Origin of the sequence: Gulosibacter massiliensis, from assembly GCF_900626105.1 — a bacterium.
GTDB classification, from domain to species: domain Bacteria; phylum Actinomycetota; class Actinomycetes; order Actinomycetales; family Microbacteriaceae; genus Gulosibacter; species Gulosibacter sediminis.
On sequence record NZ_UYZX01000001.1, the window covers coordinates 706,270 to 730,261 of the forward strand.

Here is a 23,992-nt window from a genome sequence, read left to right on the forward strand (position 1 = left end):
TTGGTTATGACTCTGTGTGACGATGTGACGAAGAACGACGAAGCGCCGGGCCCAATCGGGCCCGGCGCTTCGTCGGAATACTTGGGGCGGCCTACGCGGCGCCGTCGAACATCGACGTCACCGAGCCGTCCTCAAACACCTCGTGGATCGCGCGGCCGAGCAGCGGCGCGATGGGCAGCACGGTCAGCGTCGGGAACAGCTTGTGCTCGGGCATCGGCAGGGTGTCGGTGACGACGACCTCGTCGATCGCCGGGTCCTGCAGGCGCTCGACCGCGGGGCCCGAGAACACCGCGTGCGTGGCCGCGACGACGACGCGCTCGGCGCCGTGCGACTTCAGCGCATCCGCCGCCTTCTGGATCGTGCCGCCGGTGTCGATGAGGTCGTCGACCATGAGGCAGGTGCGACCCTTTACGTCACCGACGATGTCGTGCACCGTCACCTGGTTCGCGACCTTCGGGTCACGACGCTTGTGGATGATCGCGAGCGGCGCGCCGAGTTCGTCGGCCCAGCGGTCGGCGACGCGCACGCGGCCCATGTCGGGCGAGACGACGGTGAGGTTCTCGACGTCGCCGAGCTTGTCCTTGAAGTACTTCATGAGCACCGGCATCGCGAACAGGTGGTCGACCGGCCCGTCGAAGAACCCCTGGATCTGCGAGGCGTGCAGGTCGACCGACATGATGCGGTCGGCGCCGGCCGTCTTGAAGAGGTCGGCGATGAGGCGGGCCGAGATCGGCTCGCGGCCGCGGCCCTTCTTGTCCTGACGCGAGTAGGGGTAGTAGGGCACGACGACGGTGATGCGCTTCGCCGAGGCGCGCTTGAGCGCGTCGACCATGATCAGCTGCTCCATGACCCACTCGTTGATGGGCTCACCGTGCGACTGGATCACGAATGCGTCGGCGCCACGCACCGATTCGCCGTAGCGCGCGTAGATCTCGCCGTTGGCGAAGGTGCGTGCTTCCGTCTCGAGGACCTCGGTGCCAAGCTCCTTGGCGACTTCGTCCGCAAGCTGCGGGTGCGCTCGTCCCGAAATCAGAACAAGTCGCTTCTCACCAGGGTTTACAATGCCGGACACCAAATACCGCCTTTTCTCGTTGTCGGGCACGAACGAGAACCAAGACTACTCTGCTTCGGCGCTCGAATCTGACTCGGCCGGCGAGCTGGCGCCCGCGGCCGCGGCCGACTCGGCCGAGGCGGAGCCCGGCCGGTGCTTTGCGACCCAGCCTTCGAGATTGCGCTGCGGCGCGACGTTGAGGGCGAGCGCGCCCGCGGGGACATCCTTACGGATGGTCGTGCCCGCGCCCGAGTACGCGCCGTCGCCGACCTCGACCGGCGCGATGAGCACGTTGTCCGAGCCAATCTTCACGTCGCGGCCCACCACGGTGCGGTGCTTGTTCACGCCGTCGTAGTTCGCCGTGATCGTGCCGGCGCCGAGGTTCGAGCCCGAGCCGATCTCCGCATCCCCCACGTACGAAAGGTGCGGCACCTTCGCGCCGTCGTGGAGCGTCGCGTTCTTCGTCTCGACGAACGTGCCAACCTTCGCGCCATCGCCGACGACCGAGTTCGGGCGCAGGTAGCTCCAGGGGCCGACCGTGGCGCCCGCGCCGATGACCGCGAGCGTCGCATCCGTGCGCTTCACGGTCGCGCCCGCGCCCACCTCGGTGTCGATGAGCGTCGTGTCGGGGCCGATCACCGCATCCTCGCCGATGCTGGTCGCGCCGCGCAGCTGCGTGCCGGGCTGAATCTCGACGTCGGCGGCGATCGTCACATCGGCCTCGATGATGGTCGTGTCGGGGTCGACGATCGTGACGCCCTCGCGCATCCAATACTCGAGGATGCGGCGGTTGTACTCGCGCGCGGTGCCGCCGAGCTGCGCACGGTCGTTGATGCCCTGCACGAGCCAGGGGTCAGTGACCGCGACGGCCGCGATGCGACCGCCGTCGTGCTTGATGAGCGAGGCCGCATCGGTGAGGTACTTCTCGCCCTGTGCGTTGTCCTGGCCGATGCGCGAAAGCGCGTCGCGCGCGGCCGAGGCCGTGAATACGTAGACGCCCGCGTTGATCTCGGTGATATCGAGCTGGCGCTCGCTCGCGTCCTTGTGCTCGACGATCGCCTCAAACTCGCCGTCAGCGTCGCGCACGATGCGGCCGAAGCCGGTCGGGTTCTCGTAGATCGCGCTGAGCAGCGTGAGCTGGTCCGCGTCGAGGCGGTGAGCCTCGAGCAGGCGGCGCACGGTCGGGGCGTCGAGCAGCGGCACGTCACCCGAGAGCACGACGACGTCGCCGTCGAAGTCAGCGGGAATCTGCTCGAGGCCGGCCTCGAGCGCACGGCCGGTGCCGGGCACCTCATCCTGGTCGGCGATGAGCGTGTCTGGCGCGAGCTCGCCAATCACCTCGACGACGCGGTCGCGCTGGTGGCGCACGACGGCGACGGTGTAGGCCGGCTCAAGCTGCGCCGCGGTGCGCAGCACGTGGCCGAGCAGCGGAATACCGCCGAGCTTGTGCAGCACCTTCGGGGTCTTCGACTTCATGCGGGTGCCGGCACCCGCCGCGAGAATGATGACGGCCAGGTTCTGTGCGGGCATGCGCTTCCCCTCCAATGAGCTGATGTTCCATTGCGGTGACGGAGTTCCTCCCCCAGGATTCGAACCTGGACCTAACGGCTCCAAAGGCCGTCGTGCTGCCGTTACACCAAGGAGGAAGGTGCGGGCCTAGTCTGCCACGTCATCGAAAACAGTGTGAACTGCGACTTTTGCCGGCCACGCAGCGAGAACGTGCGGTCCTGCGCGATACTAGAGGGTATGCATTCCCACGAAACCGACGCCGTCGACAACATTGTCGATGACTGGACGCGCGTTCGTGGCGACCTCGATTTCTCGCCCCTCGCGGTGTTTTCGCGCGTAAAGCGCATCGCGAGGCAGCTCGATGTCGTGCGCAAGCGCGCGTTCGCCGAGGCCGGCGTCGAGATGTCCGAGTTCGACGTGCTCTCCGCCCTGCGCCGATCGGGCGCGCCCTACGCCCTCACGCCGAAGCAGCTGCTCGCGAGCAGCCTCGTCTCGAGCGGCACCATGACCTATCGCATCGACCGCCTCGTGCAGCGCGGCTTCGTCGTGCGCGAGGACGACCCCGCCGACGGCCGCAGCGTGCTCGTGCGCATGACCGACGCCGGTGGCAAGCGCGTCGACGCGGCGATTCAGGGGCTGCTCGAGGTCGAGCGCGAACTGCTCGCCGACATCTCCGACGACGAGTTCGCGGTGATCGAGCGGGGGCTGCGCCAGCTCTCACTCGCGATGAGCGTCGAGGAGCCCAACTAGATGGCGCATCTGCTTGGCGCCGAGGGCATCCACCTCGAATTTCCCACCAAGGTCGTCTTTGACGACATCACCATCGGCATCAACGAGGGCCAGCGCATCGGTGTCGTCGGCCGCAACGGCGACGGCAAGTCGACGTTCCTGAAGATCCTCGCGGGTCGGCTCGAACCCGACGCTGGCAAGGTCACGGTGCGCGGCGGCACGACCATCGGGATGCTCGACCAGGCCGACCGCGTCGACGAAACGCTCACGGTGGGGCACGCCGTGGTGGGCGACCTCGACGACCACGAGTGGGCCTCGGATGCGAAGATTCGCGACATTGTGCGCGGACTCGTCGGCGACCTCGACTGGGATGCGCGGGTCGGCGACCTCTCGGGTGGTCAGCGGCGCCGCGTCGCACTCGCGGGCCTACTCATCGGCGACTGGGACGTCCTGCTGCTCGATGAGCCGACGAACCACCTCGACGTCGAGGGCGTCGCGTGGCTCGCGAAGCACCTCAACTCACGGTGGACGAAGAACGCCGGCGCGCTCGTCGTCGTCACGCACGACCGGTGGTTCCTCGACGAGGTGAGCACCGACACATGGGAGGTGCACGACCGCGTGATCGAGCCCTTCGAGGGTGGCTACGCGGCGTACATCCTGCAGCGCGTCGAGCGAGACCGGCAGGCTGCCGTGGTCGAGCAGAAGCGCCAGAACCTCATGCGCAAGGAGCTCGCGTGGCTGCGTCGCGGGGCACCCGCTCGCACGGCGAAACCGAAGTTCCGCATTGCCGCGGCGAACGAGCTCATTTCCGATGTGCCGCCGGTGCGCAACGCGATCGAGCTGACGAAGCTCGCGACGGCCCGGCTCGGTAAGGACGTCGTCGACCTCGTCGACGCCGGCGTGCGCTTCGGCGAACGCGAAGTGCTCCACGACATCACCTGGCGCATCGCGCCCGGCGAGCGCACGGGCATCCTCGGCGTGAATGGTGCCGGCAAGTCGACGCTGCTCGGTCTCATCACCGGCGCGATCACGCCCACGTCGGGCCGCGTCAAGCACGGCAAGACGGTAAAGATTGCCGAGCTGACCCAGCAGCTTTTCGAACTCGACGAGCTCGGCGACGACCGCGTGCGCGAGGTCATCGCGCGGCAGAAAACGAGTTATGTCGCCGACGGCACCGAGCTCACGCCCTCGCAGCTGCTCGAGCGGCTCGGCTTCAACTCGGCGCAGTTGCAGGCGCCGGTCAAGGACCTCTCAGGTGGTCAGAAGCGGCGCCTGCAACTGCTGCTGATCCTGCTCGACGAGCCGAACGTGCTCATTCTCGACGAACCCAACAATTCGATGGGTTGTTCGTTCCGGACGCCTCGATTCTACCGTCGTGGCAGGGCAGCGTCACACCCCGTTGCTGGGTGTCGTACCCGTGCGAGGCGGGTTGCACCGTGCCGCACCGCGCTGGTCGGGAAGGGTGGTCGCTGATGGCTACACCTCTTCTGGGGGCCGAAGGGCTGCACTTGGAGTACCCGACGCGGGTGGTCTTCGACTCGCTCTCGGTCGGGATCGAGGAGGGCGACCGGATCGGGATCGTCGGTCGCAACGGTGACGGCAAGTCGAGCCTGCTGGGGATGCTCTCGGGGCAGATCGAGCCGCAGGCGGGTCGGGTGACCCGGCGCGGCGGCGTGCGGTTCGGCGTGCTCGGTCAGAGTGACGACCTCGATCCGGAGGCCACGGTCGGGTACTCGATCGCCGGCGACGCGCCGGAGCATGAGTGGGCCAGCGATGCCCGCATCCGCGATGTGATCGGCGGGCTGGTCTCGGATATCTCCTGGGATGCGGTGATCGGCCGACTCAGCGGAGGGCAACGGCGGCGCGTGGCCCTCGCTGCCCTGCTGGTGGGCGACTGGGAACTCATCGCTCTCGATGAGCCTACGAACCATCTTGATGTTGAGGGCATCGCCTGGCTGGCCGAGCACATGAAGCGACGCTGGCCCAAGAACAGCGGCGGACTGCTGGTCATCACGCACGATCGCTGGTTCCTCGATGAGGTCTGCACCGAGACGTGGGAGGTGCACGACGGCACGGTCGAGCCGTTCGAGGGCGGCTACGCCGCCTACGTGCTCCAGCGGGTCGAGCGAGATCGGATGGCCGCTGCGGCCGAGAGCAAGCGGCAGAACCTGATGCGCAAGGAGCTGGCGTGGCTGCGGCGAGGCGCTCCGGCGCGCACGTCGAAGCCGAAGTTCCGGATCGACGCGGCCAACGAGCTGATCGCTGACGTGCCGCCGGTGCGCAACCCCATCGAGCTGCAGCGGGTCGCGGTGGCCCGGCTGGGCAAGCAGGTCGTGGACCTGGAGAACGTGAGCGTGAGCTTCGGGGATCGGAAGGTTCTCGATGACGTGACCTGGCGGATCGCTCCGGGTGAGCGCACCGGCATCCTGGGCGCGAACGGGGCGGGCAAGTCCACACTGCTCGGGCTGATCTGCGGCACTCTGGAGCCGACCGAGGGTCGGGTCAAGCGAGGCAAGACGGTGCAGGTCGGCATCCTCGATCAGCAGTTCTCCCAGCTCGCCGACATCGGCGGCGACCGGGTGCGCGAGGTCCTGGCACGCACCAAGACCACGTTCCAGATCGACGGCAAGGACCTCACGCCGGCGCAGCTGCTCGAACGGCTCGGCTTCGCCCGCGAACACCTCTCGGCACGGGTCGATGACCTCTCCGGCGGGCAGAAGCGGCGGCTGCAACTGCTGATGCTGCTGCTCAGCGAGCCAAACCTGCTGCTTCTCGATGAGCCGACGAACGATGTTGACGCGGACATGCTCGCGGCGCTGGAGGACCTGCTGGACTCGTGGCCTGGCACGTTGATCGTGGTCTCTCACGACCGCTACCTGCTGGAGCGGGTCACCGACCAGCAGTATGCGATCCTCGACGGCGGGTTGCGGCACGTGCCCGGCGGGGTGGACGAGTATCTGCGGCTGCGAGCCGCACAGGAGCAGCAGGCCGTGACCCCGTCGCCGATGAGCGCTCAGAGCAGCGAGGAGAAGACGGCGGCGTCGTCTTCGGCTTCGGAGTTGTCGGGTGCGGAGCGCCGGGCGGTGCAGAAGGAAATCGGCGCGATCGAGCGCCGGCTGGAGAAGCTGTCGGGAAGCATCGAGCGCATCCATCAGCGTCTCGCCGACCACGACCAGAGCGACTACGAGGGCTTGCAAGGCCATACCGATGAGCTGCGCCAGGCAGAGGACGAGGTCGCCGAGCTCGAAGAGCGGTGGCTGGAGCTGTCCGAGTCGATCTCCTGACGGGCCAGGGCTTCCGTCCCGCATACATGGGTTCGCGCCTGCCGCTTCGTGAGTGACAGGCGCGAACTGTGTATCGGGGAAGGTCGGGTGGTTAGTCGAAGGGCGGATCGTCTTTCTCGGTCTCGGCATCGCCGTCGATGCGCCGGGCATCGGCGATGCTCAACTCGTACATCGACCCTCGCACGCAGTCGTCGAGGACGGGGCCGGTGAGGATGCCTGTGGCGACGTGGACGGTGACCCCGGCTCGGTCGAGAGCGTCGCCGGTGCGCAGGTTGGCCACGGGGGCTCGGCCGAGGCGCCATATCTCGGCGACGATCACGTCGGTGACCTCGCCCTTAGCGGCCGGGTCGAGGAGCTGGGCGAGACCGGGGCCTGTGTGGCCGGCATCGGTGAAGACGCCGTCCTCGGTCAGGCCTCGCTCGTGCAGATACTCCCGGCAGTCTTCTGCCTGCTGGTTGGTCTGCGCTTCGCTGTCGGTCGCGCTGCGCAGGTAGAGAACCGCCTTGGTCATGACGCACCCCCTGCCATGATCGGGGCGGAGGAGACGCCCTGTGCCTGGCGCCGCTGGCGTCGCTCGGTGTGCTCGTGGATGCGCACGCGGGCGAGCAGGACCAGGCTGACGGGGCCGATCCAGAGCATCTTGAACGCTGACCAGATCGCGATGAGCACGACGAGGTTGAGCCAGCCCGGCCCGCCGTCACGGATGATAACGGTCAGCAGGCTCGCGGTGTAAAAGTATGGGATCGCGAGCAGCATTGCCGGGAGGCCCCACTTGAGGCCGTGACGGGTGCGGACCTTGTCGAGCACGATGTTGGTCGGCATCCATCGGCGCATGAAGATGCGGATGTGGATGCTGGCGAACCAGATGAGTCGGAACATGATGCCTCCAAGCACGTAACTGTGGTGAGGCAGTACGTGTGGAGTGTCCCGGAGGACGGCCCCGAGGGGGCCTACATGGTGAGGGGTGAATCTGCCTCTGTGCTTCTCACTCTACGCCGCACGTACGACACGCGGTAGCCCCCGTCGGCCGTGCTCGGTCGCTGGCGGTGCACCTTGCCCGTGACTGTCTGGGAAGGGGCACAGATCATGGCGAAGCTGGCAGAGCAGGCGAAGGGTGAGCAGCATGCGCGGATGATGCTGTCGATGATCGCCGAGCCCGACGACGCGGCCACCGGCCGCGTCCTGCACCGAGTCGGCGGGGTCGAGACGCTGCGGCTGCTCGAAGACGACCAGGCCACAGTACCGGAGATGAACCGCGCCGATGCGATCGCCTGGCGCAACCGCGTCGCCCCGCGCATTGAGGGCGACATCCCCGCCCGTGTCGCGGATGCGGAACGAGCCGGTATATCCACGCTCATCCCGACCGATACGGACTGGCCGCTCTCGCTCAACGACCTCGGCCCCCGCGCCCCGTACCTGCTGTGGACGCGTGGGGCGACATCGCTCCTTTCCGGTGCTCTCACGGATCGGGTCACGATCACCGGCTCCAGAGCCGCCAGCGAGTACGGCGTGCAGGTCGCCGGGCACCTCGCGAGCGATCTCGCGCACCACGAGCGCACGATCGTCGCCGGTGGCGCCTATGGCATCGACGCCGCAGCACACCGCGCTGCGCTGACCGCAGGCGGGAGCACGATCGCGGTGCTGGCCGGCGGCGTTGACCGCCCTTATCCGCGCGGCAACTCTGATCTGCTGGCCCGGATCGGTGATCTGGGGGTGCTGGCCAGCGAGGCTCCTCCGGGGGCGACGCCGACCCGGTGGCGGTTCATGGCCCGCGCCCGTCTGCTGGGTGCGCTGTCGGGCGCGACGGTGATCCCGGAGGCGGGCTTCCGGTCGGGATCGCTGCTGGTGGCGACAGAAGCGCACCGGCACAGCCGCGCCGTCGGCGCGGTCCCTGGCCCGGTCACGTCGGCGGCGAGTGCGGGTCCGCATGAGCTCATCAAGCGCGGACGCGCCGAGATCATCACCGATACCGCGGACGTGACCGCCCTGCTGGACTCGCTGCATGATCCGGGCCGGCTGCTGAACCGCCAGGCACCTGGCCGGCAGCTCGATACCCCGCCGCAGAACACGGCGTCGCAGGAGGGGCCGCGCCTGTAGTGCGCCTCATGATCCTGACGGGCTCGGGCTCAGACTTGGAGGAACAAGTCAGCAGAGAGCCATCTCCCGGCGTGTACGGCAGGAACCGACATCGAGAGCGTCCAACCTGCACAAGGAACTACTGTGACGTCGTGTCAGCCTTAAAGGGCCATTCGCGGTTAAGCGTGGAGGTGTCGTGGGTCAAGGGGCTCGCGCCCTTGTTGGATGATGGGTTCTGCGAGGAATCACATCGTCTACACGAAGGACGCGAGCTATGTTCCAGCCTACGGGCACTGACCTGTCCCTGCCCACTGCCAGCAGCACTGCCGAGCTCTTTCGGGATCCGGTCTCGGTGGTGTTCAACCTCGACGGCTACCAGGTGCTCTCAGCGTGTGATCTGCCGATGGGTGGCCGCCGGGTCATCGCCGCGGCCAACAGCAGTGAGGCGGCCTGCCCTGACTGTGGGGTGATCTCGGCCCGGGTGCATCAGCGCACCCGTCAGCGGGTCAAGGACCTCGGGGTCGGCGGCAAGAACATCGAGCTGATAGTCATCAAGCCTCGGTTCCTGTGCACCGAGGTTGCCTGTGCTCGGCGGACCTTCACTCAGGTCACCAGCCAGCTGCCCTTCCGTGCCCGGTGCACCGCCCGGTTGAAGGCCGCCGCTGTCGAGTCGGTGCTGGATGAGGGGATGCCGATCTGGCGGGCTTGTGCCCGTCACCGGTTGGGCTGGGCAACGATCAACGCCGCAGTAGTAGCCGATACGCTCACTATCCCTGACCCGGACCTGGTGCCGGTGCGGGCGCTGGGGATCGATGAGCACCGCTTCGCTCGAGCGAAGTGGTTCAAGCACCCCGAGACTGCTCAGTGGTGCCGGGTTGAACCGTGGATGTCGACCTTCGTCAACGCCGACAACGGCAACATCCTCGGCGTCGTCGACGGCCGCTCCAGTGCGAACATCACCCGCTGGCTGAAGCAACGCTCCCAGGCATGGCTGGACTCATTGGAGGTGGTCGCGATCGACCCCTCTTCCGCGTTCCGCAACGCGGTGCGCCAGGTGCTTCCGGCCGTGGAGATCAGCGTTGATCACTGGCACGTAGTGCGCCTCGGTAACCAGATGCTCACCGAAGTCCGTCAACGAGTCACCCGCGAAGTCCTGGGCCGCAGAGGCCGCAAAGAAGACTCCGTGTGGGCTCACCGGATGCTGTTGCTAAGAGCCGGAGACCGACTCACCGATGCTGGGCTGCACCGGCTCGAAGAAGTCCTCGCCGACGCCGACTTCGAGCAGGTCGCAGCTGCCTGGGCAGTCAAAGAGCGCCTGCGGGCCATGCTGGCCGCCAAGGACATCCCAGCAGCCCAGAACGCCCGGATCGACTTCGAAATGGCGGTCACCGCCGCTGACATGGTCGAGACCGATAAGCTCGCCGCCACGGTCGCGAACTGGTGGACCGAGATCAAGGTCTTCGTCCGCACCCAGGTCACCAACGCCAGGACCGAATCCGCGAACACCGGGATCAAACAGATCAAGCGTACTGGCCGCGGATTCCGCAACCAGAGGAACTACCAATCACGTATTCTGGGTACCAGCGTCAGGCAGACACGCCGACGCCGCAGGATCCCCCACCAACAGGGACTCCACGCTCAACGGTGAATAGCCGGCATACTCGTCCAGATCGACTTCATGGTCGAACAGGAAGTTCAAGGCGTACTCCGTGGCACTGATACCGGTCACTTCAGCATCAGCAAGACTCGGCGGCGCGTAGCGCTGAAGGATCCGGGTCCGGAACAGCGCGATGAGGTCAGCCCGATTGCCGACATAGTGCCGAATATGGCTGCGACTCATTCCGCTCTCGGCGGCAACCTTCTCCAGGGTGGTGCCATTTACGCCGTTGCGGGCGATAGAACGACCGGTCGCAGCAAGGATCGTCGCGATCCGCTCCTCCGCCAGACTTGGACGCCCCACAACCACTCCTCCCTTTTGTTTGTCATTAATGACAATAGAGCAATGATCAGAACCTGTGGATGGCCCTCGGCGGGGTGACGTGAAAGTGGCGTACCTCCCGAGCAAGATCTGAAGCCCATACAAGTTCTGATCAGGGTCGGCGTTGGCGCGCCGGCTCGGGAAGGTACGCCCATGCTCAAGGTAGTCCAGGAGAGCACCAAGTCCAACGTCGACGCGACCACCGTTGGGGGTGGGTCGCTGCTGGATGAGATCGTGCGCGATGGCGCCAGGCAGATGCTCGCGGCCGCGCTGCAGGCCGAGGTCGCCGCCTACATTGAGCGGTTCATCGAGGAGGTCGACGAGCACGGCCACCGGCTCGTGGTGCGCAACGGGTACCACGCGCCCCGGGTGGTGACCACCGCCGCTGGTGCGGTCCCGGTCCGGCAGCCTCGGGTCAACGACCGGCGGGTGGATGAGGCCACCGGTCAGCGCAAGCGGTTCGCCTCGGCGATCCTGCCCGCGTGGGCCCGCAAGTCCCCGCAGCTGGCCGAGGTGCTGCCGCTGCTGTACCTGCACGGCCTGTCGAGCTCGGACTTCGCTCCGGCGCTGGAGCAGTTCCTGGGCACCGCCTCCGGACTATCGGCCAAGACGATCACCCGGCTGACCGAGCAGTGGCAGGCCGAGGCCGCCGCGTTCAACCAGCGGTCGCTGGCCGAGACCGACTACGTGTACGTGTGGGTCGACGGGATCCACCTCAAGGTCCGCCTGACCCAGGACAAGGTCTGCCTGCTCGTCATGGTCGGCGTCCGCGCCGACGGCACCAAGGAGCTCGTCGCGCTCGAGGACGGGCACCGCGAGTCCACCGAGTCCTGGGCAGACCTGCTGCGCTCGTGCAAGCGTCGCGGCATGGCCGCCCCCGTCCTTGCCGTCGGCGACGGCGCCCTGGGGTTCTGGCGTGCGCTGCGGGACGTCTTTCCCGAGACCGCCGAGCAGCGGTGCTGGTGGCACAAGATCGGCAACGTGCTCGCCGCGCTGCCCAAGTCGGTGCACAAGGACGCCAAGGCCGCCCTCGCCGAGATCTACAACGCGCAGGACCGCGAGCACGCCGAGGCCGCGGCGCAGGCGTTCGCGGCCGCCTACGGTGCGAAGTGGCCCAAGGCGGCCGCGAAGATCACCGAGGACCTGGACGTGCTGCTGGCGTTCTACGACTTCCCGGCCGAGCACTGGGTGCACCTGCGCACGACCAACCCGATCGAGTCCACGTTCGCCACCGTCCGGCTGCGGCAGCGCGTCACCAAGGGACCGGGCTCGCGCGCCGCGGGCATCGCCATGGCGTTCAAGCTCATCGAGTCCGCGCAACGACGCTGGCGCGCGGTCAACGCACCCCACCTCGTGGCCCTCGTCCGCGCCGGCGCCACCTTCGAGAAGGGAAAGCTCGTCGAACGACCCGAGGAATCAGCAAACCAGCAACACGTAGCGTGACACGCCGATCCACAGGTCTTGACAATTACTCATGACAATATACTATCAGCCTGTACGCGGTGAGCGACGGAGAGAGGAAACGATGGAAAAGATCCGCCAGGAGACCCCAGTGGTCGAGACGGCATATGGTCCGGTGCGCGGCACCGTCGAGGATTCGATATTGGCTTTCCGCGGCATTCCCTATGCCGCACCGCCAGTAGGTGACCGGCGGTTCAAAGCGCCTGAGCCCCCGGAACCATGGACTGAGCCGCGAGAGGCGACGCAGTTCGGCCCGGCCTGTCCCCAGGAGTACAGCGAGCTGGAGCTTCCGGAAGGCCTGGAGCTTCCGGAAGGCTCGCCCATCTCTGAGGACTGCTTGACCCTCAACGTGTGGTCACGCTCATTGGAGGGCAATGATCCGGTGATCGTGTTCATCCATGGAGGCGGCTTCGTCGCAGGATCGGCCAGCATTCCTTGGTATGACGGTGCAGACCTCGCCCGGCGCGGGGCGACGGTGGTCTCGATCCAGTACCGTCTTGGCCCGTTCGGCTGGCTCGATCTCAGCGACCTCGGCCCCGAGTACGCACAGAGCATGAACAACGGCCTGAAGGATCAGATGGCCGCACTGCAGTGGGTCCGGCAGAACATCGCTGCCTTCGGCGGGGATCCGCGGAACGTGACGGTCTCAGGTGAATCTGCTGGCGCGATCAGCATCTCCGCACTCATGGGAGCCCCGGAGGCTGATGGACTCTATGATCGGGCCATTCTGCAAAGCGGCACCGCCGGCACTGTAGCCTCCCGCAAGTGGGCCGCAGGCGTGGCGAAGACCTTCGCCAAGAAGGCTCGGGTGAAGAACCTGGCGGAGGTGCTCGAGCTCAGCACCGAACAGATGCTCCGGGCCGCATCGAAGCTGTACTCCTCCGAGTTCTTCGACACTGTGTTCCACCCGGTGGTCGATGGCGGGCTCATCCCCGAACTGCCGTCTGCGCGGATCGCCTCACCAGATGGCCCGAGCACACCGGTGATCATCGGGACCACACTCGACGAGGCCCGCTACTGGTACTACCCACTGCCTGTGATCCGACGACTCCCCTTGGTCTATTCGCGTCCCTGGCTGGAGGCCCTGGTCAGCGACCGCGCTGATGAGGTCATCGAGGCGTATCGGACCGAACGCCCGGATCTGACTGACTCGGAGCTGCAGCTGGCGATGATCGGCGACGTCGGGTTCCGCATGCCGGCGATCCGCATGGCCGATGCGCTCTCAGCCCGCGGCGTCGAGACCCACATGTACCTCGCGACCGTTCCGACCATAGACATGGACGGCGCTCTGGGCTCCCCGCACGCGGTGGAGCTTCCATTCGTCTTCGGCACCACCGGCGCCGCCACGACGTTCGTCGCCGACGATGCCGCCAACCGTCGCCTCTCCGAGCAGGTTCAGGATCTGTGGGTCTCCTTCGCCCAGGGGCAGACTCCGACCACCGCGGAGACAACCTGGACTCAGTACGACGAGGACACCAGGTCCACCTTAATCATGGACACTGACCTGCGCGTCGAGAGCGACCCATATCCGGCCGCCAGACAGGCGTGGGGCGAGCTGTCCTTCAACGGTGCCGAGCCCGGCTTGGAAGGCCTCACCCCATTCCAGTACGCCGGCACCAACACATACGACCCACGAGTCATCGGTGCTGTCATCGGATGGGGGCGGGTCTGAGCTGCAGGTGCAGTGCTGCTCGGTCTGGCGGCCGGGGCATTGCTGCTGGGGCGGCGTCTCTGGCGCGGGTGATGCCGGCGGCGTGGACGACGATCTGGTGCGTCCTGTGGAGTAGCGTCCGGGATAGTGGTGTACGAGCCTCGGTGAGCTGGCTGTTGGAATGACAGTGACGGCCACCGCGTGTTCTTTCGAGTGAACCTCTCACAGCACTCTCGAAAGGAGCCACGACGATGACCGTCACCCCTTCCAGTATCGACCTGAAGGCCCTTCTGGAGAAAGAGGTCCTGCAGGCCTCTCCGGACCTGATTCGGGAACTGCTGCAGATCTTCATCAACACCCTGCTCTCGGCCGAGGCTGACGCGGTCTGTGGGGCCGAGTACGGTGCCCGTGATGCATCCCGGAGCAACCGGCGCAACGGCTACCGGCACCGAGAGCTCGATACCCGGGCTGGGACCATCGATGTCGCAGTCCCGAAGCTGCGGGAAGGCTCCTACTTCCCCGACTGGCTGCTGGAGCGCAAGAAACGCGCGGAGCGGGCTCTGACCTCGGTGGTGGCCACCTGCTACCTGCTCGGTGTCAGCACCCGCCGGATGGACAAGCTGGTCGGCTCTTTGGGGATCACCAGCCTGTCGAAGTCCCAGGTCAGTGACATGGCCGCCGAGCTCGATGAGCAGGTCGAGGCCTTCCGCACCCGGCCGTTGGATGCCGGGCCCTACACCCTGGTCGCCGCAGACGCGATGGTGATCAAGGTCCGTGAGCATGGGCGAGTGATCAACGTCCACGCGCTGATCGCTACCGGAGTCAACAGCGACGGATACCGTGAGATCCTCGGGGTCCAGGTCACCTCTGCTGAGGACGGAGCCGGATGGCTCTCCTTCTTCCGCGACCTGGTCGCAAGGGGCCTGTCCGGGGTCAAGCTGGTCACCTCTGATGCCCACCCCGGGCTGAAGGCCGCGGTGGCCGCGACCCTGCCTGGGGCAGCCTGGCAGCGGTGCAGGACCCACTACGCGGTGAACCTGATGAGCATCACTCCCAAGCAGCAGTGGCCAGCAGTGCGGGCGTTGCTGCACAGCATCTATGACCAGCCCGGCCCTGAGGCCGTCCATGCCCAGTTCGACCGAGTCGTTGAGGACCTCGATGCCAAGCTGCCCAAGGTCGCTGACCACCTCGCCGCCGCCCGGGAAGACATCCTGGCCTTCACCGCCTTCCCCAAGGCCATCTGGCGCAAAGTCTGGTCCAACAACCCCAACGAGAGACTCAACCGCGAGATCCGCCGCCGCACCGATGTCGTGGGGATCTTCCCCGACCGCGACTCCATCACCCGGCTGGTCGGAGCGGTGCTGGCTGAGCAGCACGATGAATGGGCAGAAGCCCGCCGATACCTCTCGCTGGAAGCCATCGAAGCAGCCCAGGCCCTCGAGCCCACCAGCAGTCAGGAGGTGAGCACCACAGAGCCCACCCTCGAAGCCATCCCCGCCTGAACACACCCTGAAACGAGAGCACACCGCGAACACGACTCATACACCACTACTCAGGACTTGACCTCCTGTGGGGATCGAACCCACAATCAGCGGGTCAAAAGTCGCAGCACCTTGGGTAGCACCCTGGCTGCCTACCCAGGAGGTACCGAACACACCCACACAGTACCTACCCTCGGCTACCAAACCAGCCAGAACAGCAGTGTGAGGGAATCGAGGCAGTCTTCCAACCGCCACCATTCAGCATCACTGCTGTAATTCTGCGTAGGCAGTCAGCGCCGCCCAGAGGTTAATCCGCTTTTGAACTCGACCACGTCGCCGTCCTTCATGACGTAGTCCTTGCCCTCCAGGCGGACCTTTCCGGCGGCTTTGGCCTCGTTCATGGAGCCGGCAGCCACCAGATCATCGAAGCTGACGATCTCGGCCTTGATGAAGCCACGCTGGAAATCAGTGTGAATCACACCAGCCGCCTCCGGCGCTGTCGCGCCCTGCGGGATAGTCCAGGCGCGTGTCTCCTTCGGGCCCGCCGTCAGGTAGGTCTGCAGCCCCAGGGTGTTGAAGCCCACGCGTGCCAGCTGATCCAGACCGGACTCCTCCTGACCGTTGAGCTCCAGCATCTCGCGGGCTTCCTCCTCAGAGAGATCCACCAGATCAGACTCCAGCTTGGCGTCAAGGAACACCGACTCAGCCGGTGCCACCAGATCCGCCAGCTCCTTCTGACGCTCAGGAGAACCCAGCACACCCTCATCTGCGTTGAAGACATAGATGAACGGTTTAGCGGTCAGCAAGCTGATCTGCGCCAGCTGATCCATATCCAGTGATGAAGCCTTGGAGAACACCGTCTCCCCCGCCTCCAGCACGGTCAGCGCCTCCCGGTAAGCATCCAGGGTGGCCTTATCAGCCTTCTTACCCGAGACCTGCTTCTCCAACTTCGGGATCGCGTTCTCCAGGGTCTGCATATCAGCCAGGATCAGCTCAGTGTTGATGGTCTCCATGTCAGAGGTGGGATCCACCTTGCCGTCCACATGGATGACATTCTCATCCTCGAAGACACGCACCACCTGAGCGATCGCATGAGCCTCACGAATATTGGCCAGGAACTGGTTGCCCAGACCCTCACCCTCGGAGGCGCCCTTCACAATGCCGGCGATGTCCACAAAAGACACCGTGGCCGGAAGGATCTTCTCCGAGCCGAAGATCTCGGCCAGCTTCCCCAACCGCTCGTCCGGCAGGTTCACCACGCCCACATTGGGTTCAATGGTCGCGAACGGGTAGTTCGCCGCCAGGATCGTCTGCCGGGTCAGTGCGTTGAAGAGGGTCGACTTACCCACATTGGGGAGTCCCACGATTCCGATAGTCAGTGCCACGATCCCCTAACCTACCGCGGGAGCCCCCGCTATGCCGAGTCCAGTGTCCGTTCCACCGATTCCCGTCTCGGAGCACCCTGTGCCAGTATGAGGTGATATTGCCCACAAATAGGACCCGTTATCGTCTTGCTCCTTTCCGCGTGACTATGCGCCACAATCAAGAATCCGCCCCCTCCTAATTCGCGAGTCTCACTTCAGATTCGAAATAACGTAGGGATGTTTTGTGCACAAGCATGTTTGGTCCGCGCAAGGCTGCCCCGTCAGCCGTGCGCCTGACTGACGAGGTAAAGAACTGAAAGGTAGAAAATCATGGCAGCTGCGTCTGCAGTCTCCAAAGTGAATTGGCCGGTGTTCATCGTGTCCGCGGTGCTCATCCTGGCCTTCACGCTCTGGGCCGCCCTTGCACCGGGCACCGCCTACACCACGCTGGAAACAGCGTTCACATGGCTCAGTGAGTACCTGGGCTGGTACTTCATTCTTACGGCGGCGATCATTGTCATCTTCGTACTGATCGTGGCATTCTCACGCGTCGGTAAGACGAGGCTTGGCCCCGACCACTCCAAACCCAAGTTCAGCCTTTTCACCTGGGCCTCCATGCTCTTCGCCGCCGGTATCGGCGTAGACCTGATGTTCTTCTCCGTAGTTGGTCCCGCCACGAACCTGCGAGTAGGCCCCGGAGCAGCCGAAGGCACCCTCCAGGCCGCTGAAGAGGCTGCCCTGTGGACTATGTTCCACTACGGCATCCCAGGTTGGGCGATGTACGCCCTTACCGGTATGGCATTCGGGCTCTTCGCCTATCGCTACCACCTGCCGCTGTCTATCCGCAGCGCGCTCTACCCCATCATTGGCAAGCGTGCTAAAGGGGCTATTCACCGTTGAGCGTGGAGCCCTTGTTGGTGGGGGGTCCTGCGGCGTCGGCGTGTCTGCCTGACGCTGGTGCCTAGGATACGTGATTGATAGTTCTTCTGGTTGCGGAACCCGCGGCCGGTGCGCTTGATCTGCTTGATCCCGGTGTTCGCCGACTCGGTCCTGGCGTTGGTGACTTGGGTGCGGACGAAGACTTTGATCTCGGTCCACCACTTCGCCACCGTGGCGGCGAGTTTATCGGTCTCGGCCATGTCAGCGGCGGCCACGGCCATTTCGAAGTCGATCCGGGCGTTCTGGGCTGCTGGGATGTCTTTGGCGGCCAGCAGGGCCCGCAGGCGCTCCTTGACCGCCCAGGCAGCTGCGACCTGCTCGTAGTCCTCATCATCGAGGACTTGCTCTAACCGGTGGAGTCCGGCGTCGGTGAGTCGATCTCCTGCCCGGAGTAGCAGCATCCGGTGAGCCCACACCGAGTCCTCTTTCCGGCCCCGCCGGCCCAGGACTTCGCGGGTGACTCGTTGGCGGACCTCGGTGAGCATCTGGTTACCGAGGCGGACTACGTGCCAGTGATCAACGCTGATCTCCACCGCCGGCAGCACCTGGCGTACGGCGTTGCGGAACGCGCTGGAGGGATCGATCGCGACCACCTGCAGCTGCTCCAGCCACGCCTGGGAGCGTTGCTTCAGCCAGCGGGTGATGTTCGCGCTGGAGCGGCCATCGACGACGCCGAGGATGTGGCCGGTGTCGGCGTCGACGAAGGTCGACATCCACGGTTCGACCCGGCACCACTGAGCAGTCTCGGGGTGCTTGAACCACTTAGCGCGGGCGAAGCGGTGCTCATCAATCCCGAGTGCTCGTACCGGCACCATGTCGGGGTCGGGGATGGTGAGGGCATCGGCAGTGACGGCGGTGTTGATTGTTGCCCACCCAAGCTGGTAGCGGGCGCAGGTTCGCCAGATCGGCATCCCCTCATCCAGCACTGCTTCGACGGCGGCTTCCTTCAACCGGGCGGTGCACCGGGCACGGAAAGGAAGCTGGTCGGTGACCTGGGTGAAGGTCCGCCGAGCACAGGCGGCCTCGCTGCAGAGGAACCGGGGTTTGATGATCACCAGTTCGATGTCTTTGCCGCCGACGCCGAGGTCTTTGACCTTCTGGCGGGTGCGCTGATGCACCCGAGTCGAGACCACCCCGCAGTCAGGGCAGGCCGCCTCGACGCTGTTGGCAGCGGCGGTGACCCGGCGGCCGCCCAGCGGCAGATCACACGCTGAGAGCACCTGGTAGCCGTCGAGGTTGAACACCACCGAGGCCGGATCCCGAAAGAGCTCGGCAGTGCTGCTGGCAGTGGGCAGGGACAGGTGTGGGCCCGTAGGCTGGAACATGGCTCGCGTCCTTCGGTAGACGATGTGATTCTTCGCAGAACCCATCATCCAACAAGGGCGCGAGCCCCTTGACTCACGACACCTCCACGCTCAACCGCGAATGGCCGACATAATGGGGTACGTCTTGCGCGAGCAAGACGACTATAGCGACGTCTTCCACCTGCGCAAGTTTCGAGGTAAGCATAGGGAGTGGAAGCCATTTCTCGCGCACCTGCTCGGATTCAATGCAGAGTTGACCGTGGAGCTCTACGATCAGGTCGATGAAGAAGAGAAGCTTGACCAAGCGATATATCACCATCAACGCGAAGCTGGAACTGCAGATAATGCCGATGTCGGGAAGCTCGACGGAATTATCGCTATAAGAACCCGCGAACTTGACCAATTCCAGTCAACATTGGACACTTTCGACTTCTCGCGTGCAGATGCCGAGGCCACTGAGGACTTGGTTGAAGACATTGAAGAGAAGATCGCCGCGGGAAACGAGGAAGCGTATAGGCTCTCGCAGCTGCTGAACAGACTAAACGATTCTCTCAACGAAGACGCGATCCTTTTTAGCCCGAGCCAGACCGAGAAGCTCTTTGCTGAAGCCGGCGTGGCCTTCCCAGACCAACTAAAAAAGGATTTTGAACAACTTATTGAGTTCAATCGAGCCATCTCCCAGGAGCGTCGTGACTACCTCCTTGAGCAGCGCACCGAAACTGAAGAGAGATTGCAGGCTCTGACGCCTGAACTTGAGTCCTTGCAACGTGAGCGTGCAAGACTCTTTGAGTTCCTTGATGGTTCAGACACTATTGAGAAGTACAAGGAAGTCTCGAACCAGGTGATCAGCATTCGGGCAGATATTGCTTCACTGGACCGGCAGCGTGAGGCACTGTCTCAGATCGTGCACTTGCGGCAGGAAAAGCGACAGGTTCAGGAACGTAGAAATCACCTTCAAACTGCTATCGAGCAAGATGTCTTAGTCCAGTCTGAGACGGCAGGCAATCGCTATCGTGAGATCCAACAGTACTTTGATGAGATCGTGCATGACGTTCTCGATGAGCACGCCCTACTTTCGGTAACCGTGGCATCCACCGGTAGTCTTGAGTTTTCGGCTGAGATCGTAGATTCGACGGGCTCTGAAACAAGTGCTGGTAGAGGATTCACGTTTAAAAAGTTGTTGTGCATCGCGTTTGATTTGGCGGTTTTGCGCACTTATCTGGGGCAGCAGTTTCCTAGGTTTTCCTTCCATGACGGCGTGTTCGAGAGTCTCGAACCACGCGCAAAGAGGCGCCTAATCTCGGTCTTGCGTCAGTATGCGGACTTAGGATTGCAGCCTGTTATCACAACTCTTGATTCTGATCTTCCGGAGGCGATTTCCTCGTCGCCTGATGCTATTGAGACGAGCGAAGTGGTATGTACATTGCATGACGATGGGGCTGAGGGCAGGCTATTTCGCACTAAGTCTTTCTAGCCTGGATCGCGCTGTCATCAATCACTGTTTGTAGGCGATGGCCGCCCCCTTTGCTCATATCCTGACTTCGTCCAGATGTCGGCCGCGAAGTAGTGTCTTCTGCCGAGGATCAGCGTCCAAAGGTGATGTTGGAGCCCAGGAGCCCTACACGCATTTCCTGAGCCAAGGTTTGATTCGCTTCCACCGTGAGCACGCGTAGCGCTGCGTTGGCTCGGGCGTGGTCGATCTTCTGCGGGCCGGTTTGCGGGGCCGGGCCGAGTGGGGTGTCGTCGCTGATCTGGTAGCGGTCGCGGTAGGCGGCGATGGTTCGGGCGTCGCGTCGCCAGCGTGCCTGCTCGCGCCTGCCGGCGGGAGGGGTGCCGAGCGGCTGGGTCCAGGGCTCGCCAGTCTGGCGGGCAGTGTCGAGGATCGCGTCGGCGCGGGTCTCGATCAGCTCTCGTCGCTCGGTCAGCGCCTGCCGCATGTTTGCGGCGATCGAGCCTTGCACGTGTGGGATGAGGCCGGCGATCAGCCGCGGAGTCTTCCTCGTGCGCCCCGACCCGGCCGGCTGGGCGGTGGCGCGGGCGAGGCGGTAGTGCATGACCTTGGCGAGGTCCTCGGCGTCATCGAACCCGCGAGCGGCCACCAGGCGCGGGAACAGCGCGTCAACGTCGTGGTGGTTGGCCTCGGCGCGTCGCAGCTCGGCAGTTAGCGCTCCGAACGCGACCGACCCGATCGCGGCGTCGGCCTGCTCCTCGGTCAGGCCCGAGCCGTGTAGGAGGGCGGCCCAGCGGTCGTGCTGGGCGGCTGCGGCGATGGTCTCGTACTCGGCGGCGAGCTGCGCGATCGAGCCCCACTGGTCCTGCTCGGCGGTGATCGTCTCGTGCGCGGAGACCTCGGCCCCCGAGTGCTGCACCACCCCGTAGAGCACGCTGCGCGAGCTCGCATCGGGATTGTCCGCCGGATGCGGTTCAGGATGGTTGGGGTCGAGGCGGTCCAGGATCACGTAGGCCAGATTCGCCAGCCGACCGCGAGTCATCGCGACATAGAAGTTCTCACGGGTCGAGGACGGCTCGACCAGCACATGCGCGGTATCGACCGTGACGCCCTGGGCCCGGTGCGCAGTGACTGCGTATCCCAGATCGACGTGCTCTGCCACGTAGTCGGAGGGCAGCACGATCGACCCGAAACGGTGGCCGGGCTTGCGGATCGTGATCGACCCGTCATCGCGCACGTCGGTGATCTGCCACCGTTCGCCGTTGCGCACCCAGCCACGGCCGGTGCCGGTGCGCAGGCGCCGGTCGTTGCGGCGGGTGATGATCGTGTCCCCGACCCCGGCGGACGTGCCCTCGGCTAGCGCGACTTCGCGGCCGGGCTTGATCTTCCCGGTGAGGATGAGATCGGCGCGGGCTCTGGCGTTTAGTGCGGTCACGTCCTCGCGGGTCTCGGCGATCAGTACCGAGGCCCGTCCGGCGTCGCGGTCGGCACGCCAGGCGGTGTAGGCGGCGTCGATCATGCCCTCGGCATCACCGTCGCTGACGCGGTCGTGAGCGAGGTACGTGTCGATCACGCGGGTGCGGCCGTGGCGCAGATCGAGGGAGGCGGTCTTCTCCCATTCGTGGACGAAGCGGTGCACGTCCACGAGCTCGGGGGCGTCGTCGCGGTCGGCCACGAGCATCCCGAAGCTCCCACCCGCATCGACGGATTGGAGCTGCCCGTAGTCGCCGACCAGCAGCACCTTCGCGCCCGCCTCGGCCGCGAGGCCGGTGATGCGATCCAGCGACAGGGTGCCGGCCAGGGAAGCCTCGTCGATGATGACGAGCTGCCCGGCCTGGAACGTCTCCCCGTGGAGGAGATGGTTCTGCCACCATTTCGCCGTGTTCTCGGTCGCGATCCCGAGATCCTCGCCGAGGACCTGCGCCGCCACCGCCGACGGTGCCAGCCCGACCACGGACCCGTTCCCGTGCTGCTTCTCCCATGCCCGACGCAACGCCGACATGGCGGTGGTCTTCCCGGCTCCTGCCGGGCCGACCAGCACGTCGAGAACCCTCCCGGAGACCGCGATCTGGGTGAGCGCTTCGGCCTGGTCGTCACCGAGCAGGCGCCCTTCCCGGTCGGGCTTCGCGGTGATCTTCTCGACCGTCTCGACCTCGACCACCGGGCCGGTCAGGGTGCGGGAGCGTTCCAGGAGACGGTCTTCGGCCTCCAGCAGCACCGTGGAGGAGAACACGGTCGAGTGGCGGGGCCGGAACACGCTGCTGCCGTCTGGGCGGCGGAACGCGGCCGGGCTGGTGGCGAGCTCGGGCGGCGTCAGCCGCAGCGAGGCCTGCTCGGCGGCATCGGCGATCATCTCCACGATCGCCTCCCGGTCGCTCACTGTCGCGAACCTCCATGCCATCGACTGCCGGCTCGCCTCGGAGTGCAGGTTCCATCGCCGCCAGGTCGAGCGTTTCTCGCCGACGACCTCGACCACCGCCTGCCCGAGCTCGGAGATCACCTCCAACGGCACATCATCAGCCCGCAACGGCCGCACCTGCTGCGCCTCGGCGAGAAGGCCGCCGGCCCAGCCGGTCGCGTCCTCACCCAGCAGACGACCTGCCCGCTCACGCCAGCCGCTCGTCAGGTCGGCCAGGGAATGGACCTGTTTCTCGGGGCGTGTGGCGAGGGTGGCCTGGGCGCGCAGGCGCACGATCGTCCGCGCCGAGGGCCGGCGGCCGTGCTCGGCGGTGTAGGCGGCGATGAGCCGGTCGGTCTCGGCATCGATATCGCGGGCGCGGGAGGAGAACTCCTCGATCAGCTCCTCGCTGACCCCGGTGATCTCCCACGCCGGGTTACGGTCCCGGCCCCGATCCCGCGCCTCCCACTCCACGCCGAGCGCGCCGGTGAGGCGGTCGGCCAGGACCGCGTTGTAATGCTCCGAGAGCGCGACGACCGCCGCGTGCATCGGGCGGCCATCCAGTGACCGCCATCGTCCGTCCAACGCGGTCTGGACCTTGTTGGAGATCACGACGTGAGTGTGCAGCTGCGGGTCCCCGGAGCGGCTGTCGTAGTGATCGAAGGCCGTGGCGATCAGTCCGGTCACGTCGACCTGGGCGACCGCGCCGTCGGCGGCGGTGTAGCCGGTGCGGGTCGCGGCGACCTCGCGCTCCATGAAGTTCACGACCTCGGCGATCGCCTCGTGATGCGCCTGGGCGATCAGGGCCTGCGTGCCGGCGTCGGCCACGCCCCACAGCACGGAGACGGACTTCGGCACCGAGAACGTGTAGTCGAACCCCGCGACCGCACGGCGGTTGCCCCGCTCGATCTCCTCGGCCTCGATCTGGCTGATCTGCTCGGCACGCTCACCCATCCCCAGGCCGGGGTCGAGGTCGGCGGCGCGCTTCTCGATCCGGTCGGCGACCGAGACGTACCGTGGGAAGGCCCGCCCGAGCGGGTCGCCGCTGACGGGATCGCGGCCCATCCCGATCAGCAACTGCAACTGCGACTCCGAGACCTCATCGCCGAGAGCGATCCGCCCGTCTCCGAGGCCGCGAAGGGCCGACCCGATCCAAGTGCCCGGTGGTGTTCCCTCTTCCGTGTAATACCTGGTCAACGGGGTCGAGAGGGAGCGGTCGCCGTCGGCGGCGGCGATCGTGCGCATCAGGTACTTGTACCCGTCGCCCGCGCTCATCACCCGCATCGAGACCGTCATGCAGACCAGGTGGACAGACTC

17 protein-coding genes, 1 tRNA gene and 1 pseudogene are annotated in these 23,992 nt (G+C 65.6%); 10 read left to right on the forward strand and 9 right to left on the reverse strand.

Annotation, left to right across the window (positions count from 1 at the left end):
* Nucleotides 1-91: 91 nt before the first annotated feature.
* From EJL01_RS03470 to EJL01_RS03480, 3 genes are all read right to left on the reverse strand, one after another.
* On the reverse strand, nucleotides 92-1,072 hold the full coding sequence (locus EJL01_RS03470; protein ID WP_125106302.1) for a ribose-phosphate diphosphokinase: 981 nt from the start codon (nucleotides 1,070-1,072) through the stop codon (nucleotides 92-94).
* 45 nt (nucleotides 1,073-1,117) lie between these two features.
* Entirely contained in the window at nucleotides 1,118-2,581 is a 1,464-nt protein-coding gene (gene glmU / locus EJL01_RS03475) for a bifunctional UDP-N-acetylglucosamine diphosphorylase/glucosamine-1-phosphate N-acetyltransferase GlmU (protein WP_125106303.1), read from the reverse strand.
* A gap of 44 nt (nucleotides 2,582-2,625) precedes the next feature.
* Nucleotides 2,626-2,697: transfer RNA gene (locus EJL01_RS03480), tRNA-Gln, on the reverse strand.
* A 100-nt stretch (nucleotides 2,698-2,797) separates the two neighbouring features.
* On the opposite strand from EJL01_RS03480, the gene EJL01_RS03485 reads away from it, so the two are divergent.
* The 3 genes and pseudogenes from EJL01_RS03485 to EJL01_RS03495 all read left to right on the forward strand — a co-directional run bounded on the left by EJL01_RS03485 (nucleotide 2,798) and on the right by EJL01_RS03495 (nucleotide 6,573).
* Entirely contained in the window at nucleotides 2,798-3,310 is a 513-nt protein-coding gene (locus tag EJL01_RS03485) for a MarR family winged helix-turn-helix transcriptional regulator (RefSeq protein WP_125106304.1), read from the forward strand.
* Nucleotides 3,311-4,630: pseudogene (locus EJL01_RS03490) on the forward strand (ABC-F family ATP-binding cassette domain-containing protein); the annotation flags it as partial.
* 131 nt (nucleotides 4,631-4,761) lie between these two features.
* Nucleotides 4,762-6,573, forward strand: a complete 1,812-nt coding sequence (locus EJL01_RS03495) for an ABC-F family ATP-binding cassette domain-containing protein (protein ID WP_063250535.1) — start codon at nucleotides 4,762-4,764, stop codon at nucleotides 6,571-6,573.
* A gap of 91 nt (nucleotides 6,574-6,664) precedes the next feature.
* Here EJL01_RS03495 and EJL01_RS03500 read toward each other — a convergent pair whose 3' ends face one another.
* Nucleotides 6,665-7,084 carry a recombinase family protein gene (locus tag EJL01_RS03500; RefSeq protein ID WP_006214186.1) on the reverse strand — a complete coding sequence of 140 codons (420 nt, stop codon included), beginning with the start codon at nucleotides 7,082-7,084 and terminating at the stop codon, nucleotides 6,665-6,667.
* Nucleotides 7,081-7,452 carry a hypothetical protein gene (locus EJL01_RS03505; RefSeq protein WP_006214184.1) on the reverse strand — a complete coding sequence of 124 codons (372 nt, stop codon included), beginning with the start codon at nucleotides 7,450-7,452 and terminating at the stop codon, nucleotides 7,081-7,083. The genes EJL01_RS03500 and EJL01_RS03505 overlap by 4 nt, the downstream gene beginning before the upstream one ends.
* A gap of 207 nt (nucleotides 7,453-7,659) precedes the next feature.
* Between EJL01_RS03505 and EJL01_RS03510 the strand changes: the two genes are divergently transcribed.
* Together EJL01_RS03510 and EJL01_RS03515 are read left to right on the forward strand one after the other, a co-directional pair.
* Nucleotides 7,660-8,670 carry a DNA-processing protein DprA gene (locus EJL01_RS03510; protein WP_040560576.1) on the forward strand — a complete coding sequence of 337 codons (1,011 nt, stop codon included), beginning with the start codon at nucleotides 7,660-7,662 and terminating at the stop codon, nucleotides 8,668-8,670.
* A gap of 253 nt (nucleotides 8,671-8,923) precedes the next feature.
* The gene (locus EJL01_RS03515) at nucleotides 8,924-10,297 is read left to right on the forward strand and encodes an ISL3 family transposase (RefSeq protein ID WP_241209090.1); all 1,374 of its coding nucleotides are present in this window, start codon (nucleotides 8,924-8,926) and stop codon (nucleotides 10,295-10,297) included.
* On the opposite strand, the gene EJL01_RS12920 is transcribed toward EJL01_RS03515, so the two are convergent.
* Nucleotides 10,214-10,609, reverse strand: a complete 396-nt coding sequence (locus EJL01_RS12920; protein WP_164509702.1) for a TetR/AcrR family transcriptional regulator — start codon at nucleotides 10,607-10,609, stop codon at nucleotides 10,214-10,216. The two genes, EJL01_RS03515 and EJL01_RS12920, sit on opposite strands and share 84 nt — an antisense overlap.
* Nucleotides 10,610-10,780: 171 nt before the next feature.
* Between EJL01_RS12920 and EJL01_RS03525 the strand changes: the two genes are divergently transcribed.
* The 3 genes from EJL01_RS03525 (at nucleotide 10,781) to EJL01_RS03535 (ending at nucleotide 15,241) form a co-directional block, all read left to right on the forward strand.
* Nucleotides 10,781-12,070: an IS256 family transposase gene (locus EJL01_RS03525; RefSeq protein ID WP_125106307.1), complete on the forward strand. Its 1,290-nt coding sequence runs from the start codon at nucleotides 10,781-10,783 to the stop codon at nucleotides 12,068-12,070.
* 82 nt (nucleotides 12,071-12,152) lie between these two features.
* On the forward strand, nucleotides 12,153-13,760 hold the full coding sequence (locus EJL01_RS03530; protein ID WP_164509703.1) for a carboxylesterase/lipase family protein: 1,608 nt from the start codon (nucleotides 12,153-12,155) through the stop codon (nucleotides 13,758-13,760).
* Nucleotides 13,761-13,990: 230 nt separating this feature from the next.
* Nucleotides 13,991-15,241 carry an IS256 family transposase gene (locus EJL01_RS03535; RefSeq protein WP_125106309.1) on the forward strand — a complete coding sequence of 417 codons (1,251 nt, stop codon included), beginning with the start codon at nucleotides 13,991-13,993 and terminating at the stop codon, nucleotides 15,239-15,241.
* Between the two features lie 269 nt (nucleotides 15,242-15,510).
* Here EJL01_RS03535 and ychF read toward each other — a convergent pair whose 3' ends face one another.
* Nucleotides 15,511-16,605, reverse strand: coding sequence for a redox-regulated ATPase YchF (gene ychF, locus EJL01_RS03540; RefSeq protein WP_125106310.1), 1,095 nt, complete (start codon nucleotides 16,603-16,605; stop codon nucleotides 15,511-15,513).
* A gap of 309 nt (nucleotides 16,606-16,914) precedes the next feature.
* Here ychF and EJL01_RS03545 point away from each other — a divergent pair, with 309 nt between their 5' ends.
* Nucleotides 16,915-17,484, forward strand: a complete 570-nt coding sequence (locus tag EJL01_RS03545; RefSeq protein WP_125106311.1) for a BCCT family transporter — start codon at nucleotides 16,915-16,917, stop codon at nucleotides 17,482-17,484.
* Here the strand turns inward: EJL01_RS03545 and EJL01_RS03550 are convergent.
* Complete coding sequence (locus EJL01_RS03550; RefSeq protein WP_241209091.1) at nucleotides 17,475-18,848, reverse strand: ISL3 family transposase; 1,374 nt, start codon at nucleotides 18,846-18,848, stop codon at nucleotides 17,475-17,477. The genes EJL01_RS03545 and EJL01_RS03550 overlap by 10 nt on opposite strands.
* A gap of 124 nt (nucleotides 18,849-18,972) precedes the next feature.
* Here EJL01_RS03550 and EJL01_RS03555 point away from each other — a divergent pair, with 124 nt between their 5' ends.
* Nucleotides 18,973-20,301: a DUF2326 domain-containing protein gene (locus tag EJL01_RS03555; RefSeq protein WP_164509704.1), complete on the forward strand. Its 1,329-nt coding sequence runs from the start codon at nucleotides 18,973-18,975 to the stop codon at nucleotides 20,299-20,301.
* Nucleotides 20,302-20,410: 109 nt separating this feature from the next.
* Here the strand turns inward: EJL01_RS03555 and mobF are convergent, their stop codons facing one another.
* The gene (mobF, locus tag EJL01_RS03560) at nucleotides 20,411-23,971 is read right to left on the reverse strand and encodes a MobF family relaxase (protein ID WP_063250521.1); all 3,561 of its coding nucleotides are present in this window, start codon (nucleotides 23,969-23,971) and stop codon (nucleotides 20,411-20,413) included.
* Between the last annotated feature and the right edge of the window lie 21 nt (nucleotides 23,972-23,992).

Bases quoted from the DNA above. Each gene is read 5' to 3' on its own strand.
- glmU (WP_125106303.1), bottom strand. From the start codon at position 2,581: ATGCCCGCACAGAACCTGGCCGTCATCATTCTCGCGGCGGGTGCCGGC.
- EJL01_RS03485 (WP_125106304.1), top strand. From the start codon at position 2,798: ATGCATTCCCACGAAACCGACGCCGTCGACAACATTGTCGATGACTGG.
- EJL01_RS03495 (WP_063250535.1), top strand. From the start codon at position 4,762: ATGGCTACACCTCTTCTGGGGGCCGAAGGGCTGCACTTGGAGTACCCG.
- EJL01_RS03500 (WP_006214186.1), bottom strand. From the start codon at position 7,084: ATGACCAAGGCGGTTCTCTACCTGCGCAGCGCGACCGACAGCGAAGCG.
- EJL01_RS03505 (WP_006214184.1), bottom strand. From the start codon at position 7,452: ATGTTCCGACTCATCTGGTTCGCCAGCATCCACATCCGCATCTTCATG.
- EJL01_RS03510 (WP_040560576.1), top strand. From the start codon at position 7,660: ATGGCGAAGCTGGCAGAGCAGGCGAAGGGTGAGCAGCATGCGCGGATG.
- EJL01_RS03515 (WP_241209090.1), top strand. From the start codon at position 8,924: ATGTTCCAGCCTACGGGCACTGACCTGTCCCTGCCCACTGCCAGCAGC.
- EJL01_RS03525 (WP_125106307.1), top strand. From the start codon at position 10,781: ATGCTCAAGGTAGTCCAGGAGAGCACCAAGTCCAACGTCGACGCGACC.
- EJL01_RS03530 (WP_164509703.1), top strand. From the start codon at position 12,153: ATGGAAAAGATCCGCCAGGAGACCCCAGTGGTCGAGACGGCATATGGT.
- EJL01_RS03535 (WP_125106309.1), top strand. From the start codon at position 13,991: ATGACCGTCACCCCTTCCAGTATCGACCTGAAGGCCCTTCTGGAGAAA.
- EJL01_RS03545 (WP_125106311.1), top strand. From the start codon at position 16,915: ATGGCAGCTGCGTCTGCAGTCTCCAAAGTGAATTGGCCGGTGTTCATC.
- EJL01_RS03550 (WP_241209091.1), bottom strand. From the start codon at position 18,848: ATGTTCCAGCCTACGGGCCCACACCTGTCCCTGCCCACTGCCAGCAGC.
- mobF (WP_063250521.1), bottom strand. From the start codon at position 23,971: ATGACGGTCTCGATGCGGGTGATGAGCGCGGGCGACGGGTACAAGTAC.